We start from the raw sequence: 20,828 nt of genomic DNA on the forward strand, positions 1-20,828 counted from the left end.
GAAAGTATTCAGGCCTGTTCTTTGACCTTTCGCTCACGCCATACCGTATAGATGCCCGAGCCAACAATGATGGTTGCGCCAACATAGGTCAGCAGATCAGGGCGTTCCCCAAAGATTGTGATCCCGACCACCATGGCAAACAGCAGCCGTGCATAGCGGAACGGTGTGACAAAACTGATTTCACCGATCCGCATCGCAGCCACGATGCCATAATACGCGACCAGCCCTGTCGTTAGCGCGGCTGCCATAAAAATCCATTGTGTCCCGGACATGGGTACGAATGATGTTCCGGTGCCCAGCATGTACAGCAGGCTGGAGGGGACCAGCGCCAGAAACGCTAGAAAGGACAATTGAAATGTTGACGTCGATCTGGGCACGCGCCGTGTCGCCAGATCCCGCAAGGACAATCCCAGAACGCCCAGAACCGCAAGCAGTGACAAGGCTTGAAAGCTGTCCATTCCCGGGCGGATAACCAGCAAGACGCCGAACATGCCTACTAAAATAGCGCTCCACCGGCGCCAACCGACAGGGTCGCCCAGAAACAACGCCGCCCCGAGGGTGACCACCAACGGGGTAGCTTGCAAGATAGCCGAGGCCGAAGAGATCGGCGTCAGCACAATGGCCGATACGAAGCCCAAGGTCCCGATAATTTCGCCCAAGGCCCGCAGCAGGATAGGGCGGGTCATCATGGCGCGATCTACCAGCGACTGACCCTTGATCAACACCATCGCGCCATAACAAATGGCCCCGCCGGTCCCCAACAAAAAGATAATCTGCCCAATCGGGATATCTGTCCCGATCAGCTTGATGAACATGTCCTCAATGGCAAAGCCCAGCATCGACAGCACCATGATCAAAGCGCCGCGCAGATTATCCATTTCGTATCCCTTCATACAATCGTTCTAAATATCTTCGGAGGATGCATGTCCCTTTGTCAGGAGATGTGCAAGCCCCGGTCGTTTTACGGGGCCGGGACTGGCGGGGGTCCGGGTCACCTGATAGCACAAGCGCATGAAATTGCCGCGCCCTCCGTCCGATATACTGACCAGCGTTCTGACCGTCTTTATCGGTGTCCTCGGCGCGGGGTTCGGCTGGCTATTGAATGCCCCCATTTACATGTTGCTGGGGCCAGCCGTGCTGGTGTCTCTTGCGGGTCTGGCAGGTGCGCGGATGGGAATTGCGCTGTCGCTGCGCAATGTCTGCTTTGTGGTCATTGGCCTGTCGGTCGGGGCCGGGTTCGATCACAATGCGGTCGATGCGATGCTGCGCTGGCCCTTAGCATTTGTGGTGATGGCGGTGCTGGTTTGGGCGATGCTTGTGCTCAGCCGGTGGCTTTTGTCACGGTTTTTCGGCTTTGACCGACGCGCGGCACTGCTTGCGTCGGCTCCCGGACATCTCAGCTTTGTCTTGGCGATGGCGGCCGAAGGCAGCGACAACGTGGTCCGTATCTCGACAACGCAGTCGGTGCGGCTGTTGTCCCTGACGCTAGTTGTGCCGTTCGTCGCGCTCGCAATGGGAGTGGACCTTGGCGGGACCATCGTACCCGACGGCGCTGTAATGGGGGCCATCACACTCGCGGTCATGGCCGGCTTGTCGGTCGGGGCAGGGCTGCTGCTGGGGCGCATACGGGTGCCCGCGCCGATGCTGATCGGACCGATGCTGGTGTCGTCCCTTACGCATGTGACGGATATTGCACCGGGTGTGCTGCCGATGTGGCTGGTGATGCCGGCCTATATCGTGCTTGGGGCAATGATCGGCACACGGTTCTCGGGTGTGCGCCTTGATGATCTGACCAAAGGGCTTGCCGCCGGGCTTTCCGTGACCTGTCTTGCGGTGGGGCTGGCGATGGTCGGCGCGATCCCCGTTGCCTTGGCGCTTGGTATGCCGCTGGCGCATATCCTCGTAGCGTTTGCGCCCGGCGGCTTCGAGACAATGATCGCTATGGGCAGCGTGTTGGGCATCAGCCCGGGGTTTGTCGCGGCCTGCCATATGATGCGCCTGTTCATCCTAAGCGCCGTTTTGCCGTTGATGCTGGCACGCAGCGCACCGCGCTAGGCAATTTTTCACAGCCCCGTTGACTTTGCCGCCCAAACAGCCCATCTGGGGCGCAAGCGATGCCTTCTGCCGCGTGAGCAGACCAGCCTTGACCCGTCGATCTTTAGTCGCCGGTTCGTATGAGTGCTGAACAAAAGGCCGCCGATGTTCCCAAAATCACGCGTGGGGCCAAGCGCAACAGACAGGGTGTTGGCACTAGGCTGCCCCCTGCGATCTGCTTTGCGTCCCTCGCGGCCTCCCTCGAGAGTTAGGGCCCGCGTGACTGCTATGGCGGGAAGGCGCAATGCCTGTTTTCCGCGGAAAGACGACAATACTATGAGCGATTTTGAAATGATGGGCCTGCCGCGCCGTCTGGTCAAAGCATTGACCAACATGGGCATGACCGACCCGACCCCGATCCAGAAACAGGCGATCCCCCACGGGATGAACGGCCGTGACGTGATGGGTCTGGCACAGACCGGCACCGGCAAGACCGCGGCCTTTGGTATCCCGCTGATCGCGCAGATGCTGGAACGCGAAGCCCGCCCCGAACCGCGCACCGTGCGCGGACTGGTGTTGGCACCGACACGTGAACTAGCCAACCAGATCATGGAGAACCTCAAGGGCTTCTGCGAAGGCACCCAGCTGAAGACCATGATGATCGTAGGGGGTCAGTCGATCAACCCGCAGATCAAACGGATGGAACGCGGCGTTGACCTTTTGGTGGCCACACCGGGCCGTCTGCTTGACCTGATGGACCGCCGTGCGGTGCTGCTGCACAAGACGACGTTCCTTGTGCTGGACGAAGCGGACCAGATGCTCGACATGGGCTTTATCCACGATCTGCGCAAGATCGCGGCGGTGCTGCCCAAAGAACGCCAGACGATGCTGTTCTCGGCCACCATGCCCAAGCTGATGAACGAGATCGCCAACAGCTACCTCAACAGCCCGATCCGGATCGAAGTCTCGCCTCCGGGCAAGGCGGCGGACAAGGTCACCCAAGAAGTGCACTTTATTGCCAAAGCCGAGAAAAAGTCTTTGTTGATCGAACTGCTTGGCAAACACACCGAAGAACGTGCGCTGGTTTTCGGACGCACCAAACACGGCTGTGAAAAGCTGATGAAAGATCTGGTCAAATCGGGCTTTAAAGCCGCGTCGATCCACGGCAACAAAAGCCAGGGTCAACGGGACCGCGCGATTGATTCCTTCAAAAAGGGCGAAGTCACTGTGCTTGTGGCAACAGATGTTGCCGCACGCGGTTTGGATATCCCGGACGTCAAACACGTCTATAACTACGAACTGCCCAACGTGCCGGACAACTATGTCCACCGTATCGGCCGGACGGCGCGGGCGGGCAAAGATGGCGCGGCCATCGCGTTCTGCGCTCCCGACGAGATGGGCGAGTTGAAAGACATCCAGAAGACTATGAAGATTTCGATCCCGGTGGCCTCTGGTCGTCCATGGGAAGCGATTGATGAACCCGTAAAACCGAAAGGCCGCGGCGGCCGCGGTCGTGGAGGTCGCCCAAGCGGTGGCGGTGGCGGTGGTAATGGCGGTGGTGGCAATGGTGGCGGCGCGGGCAAACCCGCCGGCGCAGCACGGCGCCGGCGCAAACCCAGCACTCAAAAAGCGGCCTAACGTCGCCAAACCGTTATGAAATGATAAAAGGGGCACCGCTATCCGCGGTGCCCCTTTTGCTTTGGGCCATATGCCTTAGCCGACACTGCAGCTTCCAAATGGCTTTAAATCCTCGCCCGCAGGGCGAAACCTACCCGCTTTGGACAAGCGCAGTCGCTTAGCCTATTCCGCAGGTTCCGTCACCGGCTGTCGGTCGACCACCCGCCCGAGAAGCAGCATCAGCGCAAAAGCAATCGTTGCCAGCACCAACACGGCGCCAATCAGCGGTGTGATCGTCCCGTTGAACGTCATCCCGATGGCCGAGGCAAGCACTGCCGCCATGACCGTCGACACCGCCCCGATGACCGATGCGGCCATCCCCGCGATATGGCCCAAAGGCTCCATCGCCAGAGCGTTAAGGTTGCCCATCACCAGCCCTACCTGAAAGAACAGCGACGCCTGCCACATTAGGAAAAACACAAAGCCATAGGGCTCGGGTAGATCACCCAGACCAAGGCCCAGCATCAGTCCTGACAGCACGATTTGCAGCCCCAGCGCCAGTGTCACGATCCGCTGCATCCCCAATCGCACAACCAGTAACGCATTCAGCAAGCTCGAGGTGCCAGAGATCAGCGCCGCAACGCCGAACCAAAACGGAAAGCTCTCGGCGCGGTCATAAACCTGATCATAGATCGGCTGGACCAGCATCAACGTCGAGAACAAGAACCCCATCACAAGGGTTTGTACCGTGATCGACAGGCAGACCATCGGATTGCTGAAAATCTCTTTCACCGCGCGCCACAAAAGACCGATCTGCATCGGGCGGCGCTTGTGCTTGGGCAGGGTTTCGGGCAGGCGGAGCATAACCCAGACGACACAAGTCATTGAAAAGACAATGAAAGATAGGAACACGCCGCGCCAGTCGGACAGCGCGATAATCACGGCCCCCATGGCAGGGGCAAAGGCAGGCACAATCACAAAGATCATCATCACAAAAGACATGATCTTGGCCATCTGCCTTCCTGAATAAAGGTCGCGGATAATAGCAAGCGCGACCACACGAGGGCCTGCCGCTCCGATCCCCTGAATGACCCGGGCCACCAGCATCAGCTCTAGTGATTGGCTGATCCACGCCACGACCGCCCCTGCGATATAGATCGCCGAACCCAGATAAATGATGTTCTTGCGTCCAAAAGCATCGGACAGCGGGCCGGTCACAAAAGTGCCCATTCCCATGCCCAGAATGAACGCGGTGACAATCAACGGCACTTTGGTCAAATCCATAGGGGACAGGTCGTTACCGATTTGTGGCAGGGCAGGCAGCATCGCGTCGGTTGAAAACGCGATGATTGCAAACATCATCGCAATCAGCGCCACAAACTCGGGGCGGCTCATCTTGATGTCGGGTCGGTCGTCGGTCATCCACGGTCTCCATCGTGTCGGCGGGGCCACGTCGCGCAGCCGTCGACCTTTCATAAGTCTGCCTTACAGATAGTGCAATCGACGGTGTGTCGCCGGCTGTCTTAGGCGCTGAAACGTGACGCTGTCTGGCGGCGGCGCACCGGCAGACGCAGCACTTGGACAATCTCGTCCAGCCCTGACATCGGCAGGCGAATATGTTCTGGAAGCGCCAGCACCGAGACGTTGTAATTTACAATATCGCTGCGGGTCTGGTCCCATGTCTCAAGCGAAATGACCCGCGAGACAAAGCGGCAACGTTCCAGCACCGCGCGACGGGCGACAAAGCCCGTATGGGCAGGCTGGCCTAACCGAGTGCAAAACGCGTCGCTATGACATCCGACGACCAGATCGCTGCCCAGTCGGGACAGTTGACGAAGCCAATCGCCATGGCCCGTATGAAACCCGTCGAATCCGCCATAGGTCAGGATCGTCCGCGCCACAGGGCGCTTTAACGCACTTAAAGAAGGGGGCGCAGCTGGTGTCACCACCGCCGCCCGCCCGCGTCCCAAAAAGGGAAAGGGTATATCGTAATTCATGCTGCCCGCTCGTATCTGAGAGGGGTCTTTGCCCCTTTATCCAACTGATTCTAGGCGGGTTTCGTCACGATGGCAAAGGCTTTCTGTCCGAATGTATATCTCGTTTGACGGGGCCTCAGCCCTCGTTGCGCAGCTCTGCCAGAACCTTTTTCCAAAGCTCGGGTGGTTGCGCACCTGGCACGGCATGACGTCCGCCGACGATAAAGGTAGGGACCGACGAAATCCCCATCTCGCGGCTGTGGGCATCGCGTTTGCGGATAACGTCCATATCCTCATCGGTCGCCAGCAACCGCGTCACAACAGAGGCATCCATTTCGATGCCATCGGCGATGTCGGCCAGAACCTCTGCGTCGCCAATATCCCGCGCATCAACAAAATACGCTTTGAACAATGCGGATACCGCAGCTGTCTGGCGACCCTCGATCCCCGCCCAATGGATCAGCCGATGGGCGTTCAGCGTATTTGGCGTGCGCTGCATCGCTTCAAAATTGATCTTCAGCCCGGCTTTCTCGGCATGTTCCACCACGGGGGCATAAGCCCGAACCGCGCCGTCCTTGCCGCCGAACTTACCCTCCAGATAGGCGCGTCGGTCCATGCCGTCGGCGGGCATGTCGGGGTTCAGCTGAAAGGGGTGCCATTCAATCGCAAACGGGTGGTCGGGTTCGCTTTCCAATGCACGGTCCAGATGCGCTTTGCCGATATAACACCAAGGGCAAATTGGATCGGACATGATATCAAGCTTGATCGTTTGGGTCATCGTTGCGCCTCATAGGCCGCGCGCAAGGACCGGCGCAGCAGTTTGCCATTCGCGCCCATGGGCAGTTCTGGCAGGTGGATGAAAAGGCGCGGCTGCTTGTAGCGCGCCATGTTGTCTTGTGCATAAAGCGCCAGCGCGGCTTCGTCCAGCGGACTGTCTGCTGTATAAAAGGCGGCGATCACTGTCACATCGGGGCGCACTTCGACCTCCGCCGCGCCGACGGCATGGATACCGGGAAACTTGGCGAGGCTTTGTTCTACCTCGATCGGCGACACACGGAACCCGCCTGCGTTCATCATATCGTCATTGCGTCCCAGATAGGTGATCTGGCCATCCTCGCCCATCACCCCCTGATCGCCGGTCAGGAACCAGTCGCCCTGATATTTCCGCGCCGTTTGCTCGGCCGCGCCGAGGTATCCCAGCATTAGCCCCGGGTCGCTCTTGTGGATCGCGATGGTACCTTCCTGTCCGATCTCGACCGGACCATCGGCCCCGATCAAAGCAATGCGCCGCCCGTCTTGCGGCTGGCCAAGCGTGCCCCTGCGCGCAGGCCGGTCGGGGGAGGCGGATAAGAAGGTCGAGCATTCAGACATGCCGTAGGCCTCGAAAATCTCGGTGCCACTTGCGGCCTTCCATGCGCGTGCTACTGCGGCAGGCAGCTTTTCCCCCGCGCTCAGGCCATGGCGGAGGCTTGGAGCGTCAATACGGCCGTGATGTTTTAGGATCTGGCGGTAAACACCGGGCGCTGCTGCAAAAATACTTGCCTCATGGCGGGCCATAAGCTTCGGCAGATCAGCCGGAGCTACGCCCGCCGCGGGGATCAGCGCAGTTGCACCCGCGGTCCAGGGGTCCATCAAGCCGGTTCCAAGCGTATAGGTCCAATTGAACGCCCCTGCATGCATCACGCGGTCGTCGGGACGCAGGTCGTACCAGCCGCGCACCATCATCTGTCGCGCCCAGATGGCACGATGCGCATGCATCACAGCGCTTGGTTTTCCGGATGTGCCAGAGGTATAGATGATATAGCCCAGCCGGTCGGGGTCGCCCATGTGCCAGTCGGCAGGGGGCAGGTCGGGCATGCCCCGCAAATCGTCCAGATCAATGAGGGTATCCGCTGGCGGGCAGGGCACGGCGGGGTCACGCAGAATGGCCTTTGGCTCCAAGGTCGCGATAATCGCGGCGACTTCTGGCTCTGTGAGCGCGGCGGCTGTGGGCACGGGCACGAGCCCTGCGGCCAAGGCACCTAGATACGCCAACGGAAAATCCACGGTATTTCCAAGGCGCATCAGGACAATGTCACCCGGTGCCAAACCGCGCCGCAGCAATCCGGTCGCTGTGCCGCGCACGGCAGCCTCCAGACGGGCAAAGCTCCATGTCTCGTTGGTGGCAGGCCCAAGTATCGACAGCGCCGGTTTGGCACCCAGGCCGGCAGCGCGTGCCAACACATGAGCAGCAAGATTGAACGAAGCGGGGCAGGGCGTGAACCCCGTCGAAGCAGAGAGTGATTTCATGCCCAATCGCTACCCCGCACGCAGCGGCGTTGCAAGCACGCCGACCCGACGCTATAGCCAGTTCATGACGCAGGATGTCCCCAAAACCATGATCCAGATCGCCCGCGAAAGCGGCGAGACGGAAACCACGCCGCCGGTCGATCTGGGGGCCCGCGTGCGCGAGTTGCGCAAGGCGCGTAACTGGACATTGGAACAGGCCGCCAATCAGGCAGGACTGGCACGATCGACCCTCAGCAAGATCGAGAACGGTCAGATGTCGCCCACCTACGAGGCATTGAAAAAGCTGGCCGTCGGGTTGGAAATATCGGTGCCGCAGCTCTTTACGCCGCCATCAGCGGGGCAAATCAACGGGCGGATGGCGATTACCAAATCGGACGAGGGTGCCGCGAAAGCGACCACCACCTACGAGCATACGATGCTGGCCGACACGTTGCGCAAAAAGCAGATGCTGCCGTACCGCGCCCGTATTCGCGCGCGCAGAATGGATGAATTCGACGGCTGGGTGCGCCACGACGGCGAAGAGTTTCTGTATGTGCTGACCGGCGTCATTACTCTATACACAGAGTTCTACGAACCCGTCGAAATGCGCCGTGGCGACAGCGCCTATTACGACGCGACGATGGGCCATAACGTTGTATCGACCAGCGATGAAGACGCCACAATCCTCTGGGTCACATCTCTCGTCTGATTGGGCCTCGTCTGATCCGGCCTTACCTGATCGACCGCACCAGCGCGCTTCATTTTGCCCAATAAACTCTCCCCGAAGGGCCGGTCTGCGCCGCGCCCACCCCTTCGCGGCCTCACACGCGCGCCCTACTGCGTTGGATCAATCCACCAGACTTCCGGCATATAGTTCGGCCCATCTCCATACAGCGGCACATGGTCAGGGTATTTCATCGCTGCGACATGCGCGATGCGGTCTTCGGTGAACTGCCAGAACGGGATGACATAACGCCCGGCCGTCAGCACACGGTCAAGCGCACGGGTGGCCGCGTTGAAATCCTCGGCGCTGCTGGCCCCGACCATCGTATCGATCATCGCGTCAATGGCGGGTGATTTTACGCCCATGAGATTGCGGCTGCCATCCTGATCTGCCGCCTCGGAGCCCCAGTAATAGCGTTGCTCATTGCCCGGGCTCAGCGACAGGGCGCGGCGAAAGATAGCCATGTCGAAGTCGAACGCCGCGTTGCGGGCAACGAATTGCGCATCATCCACCGCATCCACACGGGCAGTGATCCCCAAACGGGCCAGAGCCTGAATATACAACTCTGCAATGGCGATATTTTCGCTGCTGCCTTTGGACAGCAGGATGCTGAACGACAACGGCTGCCTGTCGGGGCCGCGCATCGTGCCGCCGTCCGCGCTAAACCCTGCGTCGGACAGTGCCCGCATGGCGCGGCGGATGCCGGCGCGGTTGCGGGCTGATCCGTCGGACACGGGCAGCGCATAGCCGTCGATAGCACCTAGGGGCAGGGCGTCAGCAAAGGGGGTCAACAGCTCAGCCACACGCCCCGTCGCAGGCCCCGCTTGCATCGCCAGCGGAGAGTTCGAGAAATACGAGGTGATGCGCGGCTGCGCGCCACCGGTCAGCGTCTCGTTTATATATTCAAAGTTGAACGCCGCAATCAGCGCATCGCGGACACGAATATCATCAAAGGGCGCACGGCGGGTGTTCATCACCAGCCCTGTCATGCCCGAGGGTTTGCTATGGGCAAAAGTCGATTTAACCACGTCACCGCGCTGTACGGCGGGAAAGTCATACTGCGTCGCCCAGGTTTCGGCGTTGAACTCGCGCAGGGCCGAAATCTCTCCGGCTTTGAACGCTTCGAAAAGCACATTCGCATCGCCATAAAAGTCGAGCTTTATTTCGTCGATATTATGGGTGCCTTTGCGAAAGGGAACATCCTTGCCCCAGTAGTCGGGGTTGCGCGTTAGGGTGACCTGTTTGCCTGCCTTATAGTCGCTGACCGCATAGGGGCCGGAGCCCAGCGGGATCTCTGCCAGAGGTGCATTGGCGAAATCGCGGGTGTCCCATTGGGCTTTGCTCAGGATCGGACGCATGCCGGCAAGCAGGGCGAGCTCGCGGTTGTCGGTATTGAACACCATCTTCACGCTGTGGGGGCCAGTTTGGGTGATGCTGTCGATCTGGGCGTAAAGTCCGTGATAGCGCGGGTGTCCTTGGGTGCCCAAGAGCTCGTAACTGAAAATCACATCCTCGGGGGTGACCGGCGTGCCATCCGCAAACTGCGCTTCGGGGCGGAGGGTGAATTCGACCCATGACCGGTCGTCGGGGACCTCAATCGATTCGGCCAAAAGTCCGTAAAGTGCGAAGGGTTCATCCCACGAACGGCCCATCAGGCTTTCATGGGTAAAAAATGGCAACTGCCAAGGCGACGTGCCCTTGCGCACGAAAGGATTGAGGCTGTCAAAGCCGCCGGTGTTGCCCAGAACAATCGAGCCGCCTGGGGACGCATTCGGGTTGGCATAGGGCAGAGACACAAAATCAGGTGGGAGCGCGGGGTCCCCATACATAGATATACCATGCGCGGGCTCGGCACGGGCGAATCCACTGAGAAGAATCAGTGAAGAAACGGCTGCAACTGCCCGACAGCTTTGGAAAAAATTAAACGCCATTTTAGCAACAATCCCGCTCTAGCCTTGTTTTATTAGCGTATTCCTTAGCGATACGGGGGCTACAGTTCAAACTTTAAGCTTGGATTACGGCGGCGAATTGCGTATAACCAACTCACTGCTCGATAGGTTTCTTGCCTGTATGAAACCTGCCTCAATAACTTAACGTCCGCTTCGTGCGGACGTTTTTTTTTGCCCGTGATTGGGCTGCAGTGGTCGCATCAGGGGCATTCCGCTGGCGCGTTCAATTAGCCGTTTCCATTCGTTTACGCGCTCGCCATGATGCAGCTGCAGAAACGCGAGGAGAAATTCATGGCCTACAGCATCGACCTTTCAGGAAAAACAGCCGTCATCACCGGATCCAATTCCGGTATTGGCCTTGGCATCGCTTGGGCTTTGGCGCGGGCGGGGGCGGATGTTGTGCTGAACTCCTTTACCGACCGTGAAGAAGACCATGCCATCGCCAAAGACATCGCCACCGAAACCGGTGTGACGGCACGCTATATTCAGGCGGATATGTCGAAATCGAATGAATGTCGCCAATTGATCACTGACGCGGGCCGTTGCGATATTTTGGTAAACAATGCCGGTATCCAGCACGTCGCACCGATCCCGAGCTTTCCCACCGAAAAATGGGACGCCATCATCGCCATCAACCTCAGCTCTGCTTTTCATACCACGGCCGTTGCCTTGCCGATGATGCGCCAAGCAGGCTGGGGTCGTGTAATCAACGTGGCCTCCGCGCACGGGCTGACCGCGTCGCCCTATAAATCAGCCTATATCGCTGCAAAGCACGGAATCGTTGGCCTGTCCAAGACGACCGCGCTGGAAACGGCCGAAGATCCCATCACCTGCAACGCCATCTGTCCGGGGTACGTGCTGACCGATATCGTCGAAAAGCAGATCCCTGACACGATGAAAGAGTACGGCATGACGCGCGAAGAGGTGATCAAGAACGTCATGCTCAAGCGCCAACCCTCCAAGGCGTTTGCAACCGTGGAACAGCTGGGCGGTACCGCGACGTTCCTGTGTTCCGAGGCGGGCGACCAGATCACCGGTACAACCATCAGCGTCGATGGCGGCTGGACCGCGCTGTAGCCAGTATACGCGCAGATCGACCGAAGATGGCGATAGTGGAAGAACCTCAAGCGCAGTTCGTGTGATCCGCGCTTGGGGTTCAGCTTGGTGAAATACGGTTCGTGCGTGGACCAAGGGCCTGATCCACTGGAACGGGCTTTTGCGCGGGATAGACCAGCCCTGCAGAGATCACCAGCTTGGCTGCATCCTCCACCGACATGTCCAGTTCAGTCACTTCCCTTTGCGGCACGAACAGCAGGAATCCCGACGTGGGATTGGGTGTGGTCGGTACGAAAACCCCCACGAGGTTTGCCCCTTCACCACCCGCGGCGGCGACTTCGCCCTTAGCGGGGATCGAAATAAAACCAAGCGCCCAAACGCCCTTACGCGGATATTCGATCATGCACGCGGTTTCAAAGCTGCGCTCTGACTGGGCAAAAATCGTCTCAGAGATTTGTTTGATGCCGGAATAGATCGTGCGGACAACGGGTGTGCGTTCCACAAGGCTTTCTGCAAAGCGGATGAACGACCGCCCGATGATGCCCTTGGCCAACCAGCCCACAATCACCGTGAACAGCAAAAAGATGATCACACCGATGCCGCGCACGTTGATTTGTGCGGACGGGTCGAGCCCGAAATAGGTCTGGATCAGTCGGTCAGGATGATAGGCCAAAGGAACCATCGGCAACACGATACCGTCGATCCAGCCGATCACGGTCCAGATCAGCCAGATGGTCAGACCGACCGGCGCGATGACGACCAGGCCGGTCAAAAACGACGCCCTGACTCGCGCGAACAAAGTCCGGCGCGGTGCGGGAGGAAGAGGCGGCGTAAACGGTGTGTTCATGAATGAAGGTTATCCCACTGCAGCAATGCGTTAGAGCTAGGGCGTTTCACGCGTTGCTACAATGGAGGACGCATAAATATTAGGCTTTATGCGTCTTTTGACATAAGTGCAGCCGCAATTTTGGACGCAAAACGAGCGTTATTGCGGACCAGAGCGATATTTGCGGTCAGTGACCGGCCCTCGGTCAGCTCGAATATGCGCTGCAACAGATAGGGGGTAACGGCTTTGCCACTGATCCCGTGGGTGTTGGCATCGGCCTGGGCCGCCTTGATGATCGGGGCAAGATCGGCGGCGGCGATTTCATCCTCTTTCGGGATTGGGTTCGCCACCAGTTGACCACCCGGCAGGCCCATGTTGCCGCGCATTGTATGGGCGGCGGCGATATCTGCGGCATTGTCCATGCGCAGGGGGGATTTCAGGGGGGACGTGCTGCTCCAGAACGCGGGAAAGCTGTCTTGGCCGACGGTGATCACCGGCACGCCTTGGGTTTCCAGCACTTCAAGTGTTTTTGCCACATCTAGAATGGCCTTGGCCCCGGCAGCGACAACGGTCACCGGCGTTTGGGCCAGCTCCATCAGGTCGGCAGAGATGTCAAAGCTGTTTTCCGCACCCTTATGCACGCCGCCGATCCCGCCAGTGGCGAAAACCGCGATCTCGCTCAGATGGGCGGCGATCATGGTGGCGGCAACCGTGGTGGCACCAGTACCGCCCGTGGCAATACAGGCGGCCATATCGGCACGCGACAGTTTCGCGACATTCTTGGCTTGCGCCAGCGCCGTCAGCTCGCTGTCTTCCAGACCGATGTGCAGCCGCCCGTCGATCACCGCAATTGTCGCGGGAATAGCACCGGCCTCGCGTACGTCTGCTTCGACCTGGCGCGCGACCTCAAGGTTTTGCGGATAGGGCATCCCGTGGGTGATGATTGTGCTTTCCAGCGCAACAACGGGGGTGCCATTCGCATGGGCTTTGGCGACTTCGGCAGAGCGGTGCAGGGGGATCATATTTTGGTCTCTCCAGAAACATATTGGGCAGCGGCAGAAAGCGCTTGGGTCAGGGCCGCGTCTGGTGCCGCCCCTTTGATTTCGGCCGCGATATGCGCAGCCATGAAGGTATCACCGGCGCCGGTCACGCGTGTGACGGAAACGGGGGGCGGGTCTTGGGTGATTAACCCGCTGGGCTGACCCACGGTCGCAGGATTTCCGCCGTCAGTCACCACAGCACGAACTGCACCACGCGCCAGCAGCGCCGCTGCCGCGTCGCGCGAGCTGTCGAACGTCGCTTGGCACAGCAACCCCGCTTCTTCGAGGTTGACGTAAAGCGTGCCGCGTTCGGCCTGCAAAAAGGGGGCCAGCCGCAGCGCCTTGCCGGGCGATGCCGGGGCGACGCGCAGATCGGCATGCTCCAATAGCGGGCTACGCGCCATCTGTGACAAAAGGTCGAGTGTGAGATTGCCATCCAGCGCCACGGCACCACGATAGGGAGTTGGCAGTGATCCGTCTTCGAACGGGCGCAGGATCTTGTCGCCTGCCGCCTCCAGCGAATGAGCATCGGCGATGGCGGCGATCAGACCGTTCGTCCCCTCGACCGCCATATAGCGGTCAGTGGGCAGATCATCCGACCGATACACATGATCCGTATGAAGCCCCCGGAGTTTGCACGCGGCAATAAGCTCGTCGCCTTCGGGGTCGCGTCCAACAGCACTGATCAGCGCAGGGGACAAGCCAAAGCGGGCCAGCGCCATCGCGATGTTCAGTGCAACGCCACCGGGCAGGCGCGTGATGCGACCAGGCATGTCCGACCCTTGCCGCATGATCGTATCGCCACGTCCGATGATGTCCCACAGCACCGATCCGATGCAAAGAATGTTAGGTGTATGTGTCATGCCGCCGGTATGGCCCAACCGATATGGCGGGCGCAAGTCGAGGCGGCGCGAAAAGACCTATTCCGGCACGGCAAATGTCAGCGATGCCCAAAGGCTCTCCCAGTGGGGGCTGGTGGGGGTGGTTTCCACGTCCGGGGCAGGGCGCAGCACCACAGCGTCAACCAGATAGGTCATGCCAGCAGTCACCGGAAATTGCACGTGTCCCGCGTCGTCTGTCCGGTATTTGGTCACGGTGACGTCTTTGCTTGCGGTGCGCTCATACACTTCGACCTGAACGTCACGGCGCGGTTCCTGCTGGTAAGTCAACGCGACTTCCATCTGCTGATCCGCGCCTAAGGTATAGGGGTTGGTGAGCGCGACCAACTCAGTCTCCAGCCCCAAGGCTTTGTCATCGCCATGCCCGTCGCCCACGGCAATCAACGCCTTGGAATACCGGCTGTAGCGTTCGCGCACTTTGTCTTGCGGGTAGCCGTTGTCGCGGTGGTCAGCCACGGCCTGCATGAAATCTTTGTGGACGGTAAAGCCAACAAAGGTTTGCCAATCGCTATAGGTTAGCAAAGTCGCTTTGGCCTCATGGGCGATAATTGCCAGCCCATCCATGTCGGGTGCCGCCATCTTGAGCGCGGGAATATCACCCATCCGCGCCTCGATCGCTGTGCTGGTGCCGTCAAAGGTTATGTCGAACCGTTCGGTGTTATTGGGGAAATACGCGAGCCGCGTGCCCTCGAACAACTGCCCGTTGCGGATGTCGGTTGTCATTTCGGCGCCGGGCTGTACTTGATACGCGGGTGTATCCAACCAGAATTCATGCGCAAACGCACCTGAAGTTGGTAATAATGATGTTAGTACGAGTGCGGAACGGGACAGAAACATGCGAACAACCTTTTATAAACTGATACTCAAGCTGGCCTATACGTTGGTTTTGTCAAGTGGGCTGGCAGGCTTTGCACAAGCGCATGAGGTCTTGCCAACGATAGGCGACCTAAGCAGCGCCGACGGGCAGGCAACCTTGGATATGCGCATCAATCTAGAGGCAATGTTGTCCGGCATTGATCTGGACGAGGTGGCCGATACGAATGACGCCGAAAATGCCAGCGATTACGACAGCTTGCGCGCTTTACCTCCTTCAGAAATCCTGGCGCGTGCGCCCGAACTTCTGGCACGGTGGAACGCTTTGCCGGTACTACGCGCCGATGGCGAACCGGTTGCACTTGAGACAGTTGCGCTGACAATCCCCGAGGATGTGAACGGCGAGCTGCCCCGTATTGCCGAATGGTCCTTGCACGCGACGCTGCCTCAAGACACGCGCGGATTGGTTGTTTCATGGCCTGATGGTGCGGGTGCCTTCGTGTTGCGCCAGCAAGGGGTCGAGACCCCCTATACCGGCTACCTTGAGGGCGGCGCAGAAAGCCCCGAGATCCTGCTTGAGGGCGGAGGGCAGCAATCGGCATGGGAGGCCTTTGCCACCTATATTCCAGTGGGTTTTGACCACATCTTGCCCAAAGGGTTGGACCATATTCTGTTTGTGTTGGGCCTGTTCTTTTTGTCGACACAGCTGCGGCCGCTTATCTGGCAGGTCACGGCGTTTACCGCAGCGCATACGGTGACGCTGGCGCTTGGCGCGCTTGGCTGGGTGTCGGTGCCCGGTAGCATCGTGGAGCCCTTGATCGCCGCGTCGATCGTCTATGTCGCTGTCGAAAACATCTTTCTGGCCGGGCTCAGCCCTTGGCGGCCCTTGGTAATCTTTGGCTTTGGTTTGCTGCACGGCCTAGGATTTGCATCCGTACTGGGCGAATTCGGCCTCCCGGAGGATCAGTTTGTCCCCGCATTGATCGGGTTCAACATCGGGGTCGAGGTCGGTCAACTGACGGTAATTGCAATTATGTTCCTGTGTGTCTGGCAAGCGCTGCGCGTGATGCGCGGGCAGGGCGATCCGCGTGCGGCCAAAGGATTGTATGTGGCGCTGGCTGTGATTGCATTGGCGCTGTGCATCATTCCGATGCCTGCGGTGGCAAAGCTGCTAGAGGCACCGGTTGCGGTGTTCATGATCCCGTTGGCGCTGGTCTTTACGGGGTGTTTCCTGTCGGTGCAGTTCCGGCAGGTTGCGGTACCTTACCGCCGCTTCGTCGCCACACCGGCGTCGGTCGCAATTGCTGTCATCGGGGCCTATTGGTTCGTAGAGCGGGTGTTCCTGTAACACCCGCCCTGCGTGGTTACTTCATCGCGGCAATCAGATCAGCGAGCGCCTGTTCGGGCTTTTCGCTGGTCCAGATTTCATCCCCGATTCCGAAAAAGTCGGTGATGGGGGTGAGCGCGCGGATCAGATCGGTGGTCAGCCCGCCTTCGGCTACAACCGGTACCTCGATCACTTCGGACCACCACTTGAAGAGGTCCTGTTCGGCGTGGGTTCCATCGTCCAGCAGGGACGCATTGACCGGACCAAAGCTGACATAATCCGCGCCGGCTTCGCCCGCTGCCATCCCGTCATGGCGCGAACCGTTGCAAAAGCTGCCGACGATGGCGTCATCGCCCAGGGTCTTGCGCGCGTGCCGCACCGAGCGTGCCGCATCCGTCAGGTGCACACCATCAAGTCCCAGCCGTTCTGCAAGCAATGTGTGATCCGCAATCACCAATGCGATATCGCGCGCATCGGTCACTTCGCGCAGCGCATCGGCAGCGCGCATCACGCGGTCTTCGTCGCGGGTGCTGAGCGCCAGACGCACGCACGCCACATCATGCGCGTCGAGCACACGGGCCAGCACATCGGGAAAGCTGGAGAGTTCAAGCTCGGGCGGGGTCATCAGGTAAAGCTGCGGCTGTTCAGGCGTATCCATGGCTTGCTGTCCTTTGGGTTATTGCGCGTCAATTAACGGATCGCGCGGGGAAAGAAAAACTTTTATGCCTTCGGCGAGGATTTTTTCCCATTTGGAAGGCCAAAGACGGGCCGCGTCGTTCTTGCGAGGCGATGGCGGCGCGCGTATGAGGTGCCCATGAATGATACAATAGAACACCCGCAGATACCGGCTTTTGTGCTGGTGCGCCCGCAAATGGGCGAAAACATTGGGGCCGCGGCGCGTGCCATGTGGAACTTTGGACTGGACCGGATGCGTATTGTAGCCCCCCGCGATGGCTGGCCGAACCCGTCGGCGGTGGCGATGGCGTCGGGCGCCGGGCGATTGTTGGACGAAGCCGTGGTGTATGACGATCTTGCCGGTGCAGTGGGCGACGCAGCGTTTGTCTTTGCCACCACAGCGCGTGATCGTGATCTGACCAAGCCGGTTTACAGCCCAGAGGCGGCAATGGCGAAAGCTGCCCAGATGATCAGCGAGGGCCGGCGCGTGGCTGTGTTGTTCGGGCCTGAACGCGCAGGACTTGAGAACGACGATATTTCACGCGCGAATGCGATTGTATCGGTGCCGGTGAACCCTGCCTTTGCGTCCCTTAATCTGGCACAATGTGTTTTGTTGATGGGATACGAATGGATGCGGGCGCAAGGCGATGTGGTTTCTGAACAAGTCGAGATGGCGGGGACAAACTGGGCTGACAACAGCGAGATCGAACATCTCGCGCGGCATTTCGAGGAACGTCTGGACACGGCCGGATTCTTTTATCCCGACCACAAGGCTGCCAGTATGAAGGTCAATCTGCGCAACATGTGGTCACGTCTGCCGTTGACCCGCGCCGATGTGCAGACGCTGCATGGCACCCTGCGACAGATGGTACGCTGGAAAGAGCGCGGCTAGACCTTTGTGCGCTTGTGTCCTACTTCTGCGTGAAACATAGCAGACAAGAGGCACCAATGGCCGAGAAACGAAAGCTGTTCGAGGAAGTGGGCGAGGCGCAGGCCGCGCGGCCTGTGGCACAGATAGGCGGCATTGACCGTGGGCGCGGTGGTGCACAGCGCGGCATCCGTATCTGGCTGTTCATTCTCTTTGCCCTGGTCTTTGTGATGATCGCCGTTGGCGGTTTGACCCGATTGACCGACAGCGGATTGAGCATCACCGAGTGGCGGCCCTTTACCGGAGCCATGCCGCCGATGACTGAGGCGGACTGGCAATCTGAGTTCTCCAAGTACCAAGAAATTGACGAGTTTCAGGTTCAGAACTCTTGGATGGAACTGTCTGATTTTAAATCGATTTACTGGTGGGAATGGGGCCATCGTCAGTTGGGCCGGGTGATCGGCCTATTTTGGGCTGTCGGGTTCTTGTGGTTTCTTCTGCGCCGTCAGATCCCTGTGGGCTGGTCGGGGCGTCTTTTGTTTTTGGGCGGGCTTGGCGGTTTGCAAGGTGCGATCGGCTGGTGGATGGTCTCATCGGGCGTCACCAGCGGAGAGGCTGTTCTAGACGTTGCCAGCTACCGTCTGGCCACGCATTTGGGGCTTGCCTTCGTTATCCTTGGGGTCATCACATGGTACGCGCTGCTGCTTGGTCGGCCCGAGCGTGACCTGATGCAGGCGCGGCGGGCGAAAGAAGCGAAGCTCTTTGGGATGTCCACGGGAGTGCTGCATTTTGCGTTCCTGCAAATTCTGCTTGGGGCCTTGGTTGCGGGGATTGATGCTGGCCGGTTCTTTGTCGATTGGCCATTGATGCAGGGCCAGTTCTTTCCGCCCGAGGCTTTCAACATTATGCCGGTCTGGCGCAACTTCTTTGAGAACCCCGGTTTGGTGCAGTTCATGCACCGGATGGCAGGCTATCTGTTGTTTGCTTTTGCTATCGTGGTTTGGCTGCGGGGCCGTAAGTCAGCGCATCCCAATACGCGCAAGGCGTTCAACCTGATGATTGTTGCGATGGTAGGGCAGGTTGTCTTGGGGATCGTTACAGTGTTGAACGCGGCACCGGTACACATCGCGATCTTCCACCAGGTGTTGGCCGTGATACTTTGGGTTTTGATCCTGCGCGCACGGTTCCTAAGCGCCTACCCGATTCCGACATCTGTACGAGGAAAATCTTGATGACTGTTTTTGACGAGTTGATGGCGTTTCAGCGCGAAACCGAGGCGCTTGCGCAGGTTGCGGGGCGTTTGGGCTGGGATCAGGAAACAGTCATGCCGCGCGGTGCTGCCCCGCAGCGGGGCGAGGAAATGGCCGCGATGGAGGGCGTTTTGCACGCCCGCCGTGTCGATCCGCGTATTCCCGAATGGTTGGACCGGATCGATGCGGTTGGACTAGATGAGGTGGGGCAGGCGCAGGTGCGCCACATCAAGCGCGGGCATGCGCGCGCCTCTAAGGTACCCGCAGCGCTTGCAGCGCGGATTGCGCGGGTCACCTCGGAAGCGCAAGGCATTTGGGCCGAGGCGCGTGCTGCCGACGATGTTGCGGCATTTGCCCCGACCCTTGCCGAGGTGATCGCGCTGAAGCGTGAAGAAGGCCAGGCGCTTGCTGCCGGAGGCGATGTCTATGACGCGATGCTGGATGACTATGAACCCGGTGCGACCGCTGCCGAGCTAGAGGCCATGTTCGGCGCCCTGCGCCCCGAGCTGACCCGTTTGCGTGAAGCCGTTCGCGAGGCCGAGGCTCCACCTGTGTTGGCGGGTCGATTTGACGCCGATGCCCAGATGAAGCTGACACGGACTCTGGCCACGACGTTTGGCTACGATATGACGATGGGTCGCGTGGATAAAGCCGTGCACCCGTTTTCAAGCGGGTCGGGGCAGGATGTGCGGATCACAACGCGCACAAATGAGGTCGATCCATTTAACTGTTTCTATTCAACGATTCACGAAGTCGGTCATGCGTGTTATGAGCAAGGTATCGACAAAGAGTACCTTTTGACGCCTCTTGGTGGGGGCGTCTCTATGGGCGTGCACGAAAGCCAAAGCCGGATCTACGAGAACCAGCTTGGCCGGAGCCGTGCATTTTCGGGTTGGCTCTATGGGCAGATGCGCGATGCCTTTGGTGACTTTGGCGTGGCGGATGAAAATACATTCTACCGGATCGTAAATCGGGTATCAGATGGGTATATCCGAACCGAATCGGATGAGTTGCAGTACAATCTACATGTGCTGCTGCGGTTCGATCTGGAACGTGCGTTAATGGCGGGCGATCTGTTGGTTGGCGATCTGGAAGCCGCATGGAACGACCGGTTCAAGGCGGACTTCGGGTATGCCGTTGACAGGCCATCAAACGGTGTATTGCAGGATGTGCATTGGTCGGTAGGGCTGTTCGGATATTTCCCGACGTATTCTTTGGGCAACGTCTATGCTGGCTGTTTGAATACAGCGCTGCGCCGCGATGTGCAGGACTTGGATACTCAACTGGCCAAGGGGGATACCGCTACTGCCACTGGCTGGCTGCGCGAAAAGGTGCAGCGCCATGGTGGACTTTACAGCCCGCGCGAAGTGATCACCCAAGCGACGGGGGCAGAGCCAAGCGAGATCCCGCTGCTTTCCTATTTGACCGAAAAGTTTAGCGCCCTATATGCGCTATAGTTATTCCTGCTTTAAAAAGGTCCTAAAGCCTGCTTAACATCGGAACGAA

19 protein-coding genes are annotated in these 20,828 nt (G+C 59.2%); 8 read left to right on the forward strand and 11 right to left on the reverse strand.

Features of this window, described 5'->3' with window-relative positions; translation table 11 throughout:
• Window positions 1–8: 8 nt before the first annotated feature.
• Window positions 9–878: a DMT family transporter gene (locus tag E5180_RS03530; RefSeq protein WP_138923184.1), complete on the reverse strand. Its 870-nt coding sequence runs from the start codon at window positions 876–878 to the stop codon at window positions 9–11.
• A 133-nt stretch (window positions 879–1,011) separates the two neighbouring features.
• Here E5180_RS03530 and E5180_RS03535 point away from each other — a divergent pair, with 133 nt between their 5' ends.
• On the forward strand, window positions 1,012–2,055 hold the full coding sequence (locus tag E5180_RS03535) for an AbrB family transcriptional regulator (protein WP_138923185.1): 1,044 nt from the start codon (window positions 1,012–1,014) through the stop codon (window positions 2,053–2,055).
• Window positions 2,056–2,370: 315 nt separating this feature from the next.
• Window positions 2,371–3,672, forward strand: a complete 1,302-nt coding sequence (locus E5180_RS03540; RefSeq protein WP_138923186.1) for a DEAD/DEAH box helicase — start codon at window positions 2,371–2,373, stop codon at window positions 3,670–3,672.
• A 162-nt stretch (window positions 3,673–3,834) separates the two neighbouring features.
• Here the strand turns inward: E5180_RS03540 and E5180_RS03545 are convergent, their stop codons facing one another.
• The 4 genes from E5180_RS03545 to E5180_RS03560 form a co-directional block, all read right to left on the reverse strand.
• A complete protein-coding gene (locus E5180_RS03545) occupies window positions 3,835–5,073 on the reverse strand; it encodes a multidrug effflux MFS transporter (RefSeq protein ID WP_138923187.1) in 1,239 nt (412 codons plus the stop codon).
• A gap of 101 nt (window positions 5,074–5,174) precedes the next feature.
• The gene (locus E5180_RS03550; RefSeq protein ID WP_138923188.1) at window positions 5,175–5,648 is read right to left on the reverse strand and encodes an adenylyltransferase/cytidyltransferase family protein; all 474 of its coding nucleotides are present in this window, start codon (window positions 5,646–5,648) and stop codon (window positions 5,175–5,177) included.
• A 115-nt stretch (window positions 5,649–5,763) separates the two neighbouring features.
• A complete protein-coding gene (locus tag E5180_RS03555) occupies window positions 5,764–6,405 on the reverse strand; it encodes a DsbA family oxidoreductase (protein ID WP_138923189.1) in 642 nt (213 codons plus the stop codon).
• On the reverse strand, window positions 6,402–7,916 hold the full coding sequence (locus E5180_RS03560; RefSeq protein ID WP_138923190.1) for a class I adenylate-forming enzyme family protein: 1,515 nt from the start codon (window positions 7,914–7,916) through the stop codon (window positions 6,402–6,404). Before E5180_RS03560 ends, E5180_RS03555 begins: the two co-directional genes overlap by 4 nt.
• 64 nt (window positions 7,917–7,980) lie before the next feature.
• Here E5180_RS03560 and E5180_RS03565 point away from each other — a divergent pair, with 64 nt between their 5' ends.
• The gene (locus E5180_RS03565) at window positions 7,981–8,604 is read left to right on the forward strand and encodes a helix-turn-helix domain-containing protein (RefSeq protein ID WP_138925103.1); all 624 of its coding nucleotides are present in this window, start codon (window positions 7,981–7,983) and stop codon (window positions 8,602–8,604) included.
• A gap of 125 nt (window positions 8,605–8,729) precedes the next feature.
• Here the strand turns inward: E5180_RS03565 and E5180_RS03570 are convergent, their stop codons facing one another.
• Entirely contained in the window at window positions 8,730–10,448 is a 1,719-nt protein-coding gene (locus tag E5180_RS03570) for an extracellular solute-binding protein (protein WP_138923191.1), read from the reverse strand.
• Between the two features lie 423 nt (window positions 10,449–10,871).
• Here E5180_RS03570 and E5180_RS03575 point away from each other — a divergent pair, with 423 nt between their 5' ends.
• Window positions 10,872–11,645, forward strand: a complete 774-nt coding sequence (locus E5180_RS03575) for a 3-hydroxybutyrate dehydrogenase (RefSeq protein WP_206338739.1) — start codon at window positions 10,872–10,874, stop codon at window positions 11,643–11,645.
• Between the two features lie 79 nt (window positions 11,646–11,724).
• On the opposite strand, the gene E5180_RS03580 is transcribed toward E5180_RS03575, so the two are convergent.
• From E5180_RS03580 to E5180_RS03595, 4 genes are all read right to left on the reverse strand, one after another.
• The gene (locus tag E5180_RS03580) at window positions 11,725–12,471 is read right to left on the reverse strand and encodes a DUF502 domain-containing protein (protein WP_138923192.1); all 747 of its coding nucleotides are present in this window, start codon (window positions 12,469–12,471) and stop codon (window positions 11,725–11,727) included.
• Window positions 12,472–12,557: 86 nt separating this feature from the next.
• A complete protein-coding gene (locus E5180_RS03585) occupies window positions 12,558–13,472 on the reverse strand; it encodes a pseudouridine-5'-phosphate glycosidase (RefSeq protein WP_138923193.1) in 915 nt (304 codons plus the stop codon).
• Complete coding sequence (locus tag E5180_RS03590; RefSeq protein WP_171048892.1) at window positions 13,469–14,353, reverse strand: PfkB family carbohydrate kinase; 885 nt, start codon at window positions 14,351–14,353, stop codon at window positions 13,469–13,471. Before E5180_RS03590 ends, E5180_RS03585 begins: the two co-directional genes overlap by 4 nt.
• 57 nt (window positions 14,354–14,410) lie before the next feature.
• Window positions 14,411–15,226 (reverse strand): DUF4198 domain-containing protein, encoded by an 816-nt coding sequence (locus E5180_RS03595; RefSeq protein ID WP_138923194.1) that lies wholly within the window; start codon window positions 15,224–15,226, stop codon window positions 14,411–14,413.
• Here E5180_RS03595 and E5180_RS03600 point away from each other — a divergent pair.
• A complete protein-coding gene (locus E5180_RS03600; RefSeq protein ID WP_138923195.1) occupies window positions 15,225–16,550 on the forward strand; it encodes a HupE/UreJ family protein in 1,326 nt (441 codons plus the stop codon). The genes E5180_RS03595 and E5180_RS03600 overlap by 2 nt on opposite strands.
• A gap of 16 nt (window positions 16,551–16,566) precedes the next feature.
• Here E5180_RS03600 and E5180_RS03605 read toward each other — a convergent pair whose 3' ends face one another.
• On the reverse strand, window positions 16,567–17,187 hold the full coding sequence (locus E5180_RS03605; RefSeq protein ID WP_138923196.1) for a thiamine phosphate synthase: 621 nt from the start codon (window positions 17,185–17,187) through the stop codon (window positions 16,567–16,569).
• Between the two features lie 156 nt (window positions 17,188–17,343).
• Here E5180_RS03605 and E5180_RS03610 point away from each other — a divergent pair, with 156 nt between their 5' ends.
• The 3 genes from E5180_RS03610 to E5180_RS03620 are packed head-to-tail and all read left to right on the forward strand — an operon-like array spanning window position 17,344 to window position 20,779.
• Window positions 17,344–18,096 carry an RNA methyltransferase gene (locus E5180_RS03610; protein WP_138923197.1) on the forward strand — a complete coding sequence of 251 codons (753 nt, stop codon included), beginning with the start codon at window positions 17,344–17,346 and terminating at the stop codon, window positions 18,094–18,096.
• A 56-nt stretch (window positions 18,097–18,152) separates the two neighbouring features.
• The gene (gene ctaA, locus E5180_RS03615) at window positions 18,153–19,304 is read left to right on the forward strand and encodes a heme A synthase (RefSeq protein WP_138923198.1); all 1,152 of its coding nucleotides are present in this window, start codon (window positions 18,153–18,155) and stop codon (window positions 19,302–19,304) included.
• On the forward strand, window positions 19,304–20,779 hold the full coding sequence (locus E5180_RS03620; protein ID WP_138923199.1) for a carboxypeptidase M32: 1,476 nt from the start codon (window positions 19,304–19,306) through the stop codon (window positions 20,777–20,779). The genes ctaA and E5180_RS03620 overlap by 1 nt, the downstream gene beginning before the upstream one ends.
• Window positions 20,780–20,828 lie beyond the last annotated feature (49 nt).

Origin of the sequence: Sulfitobacter sp. BSw21498, assembly GCF_006064855.1 — a bacterium.
In the GTDB taxonomy this organism is placed as follows: Bacteria; Pseudomonadota; Alphaproteobacteria; order Rhodobacterales; family Rhodobacteraceae; genus Sulfitobacter.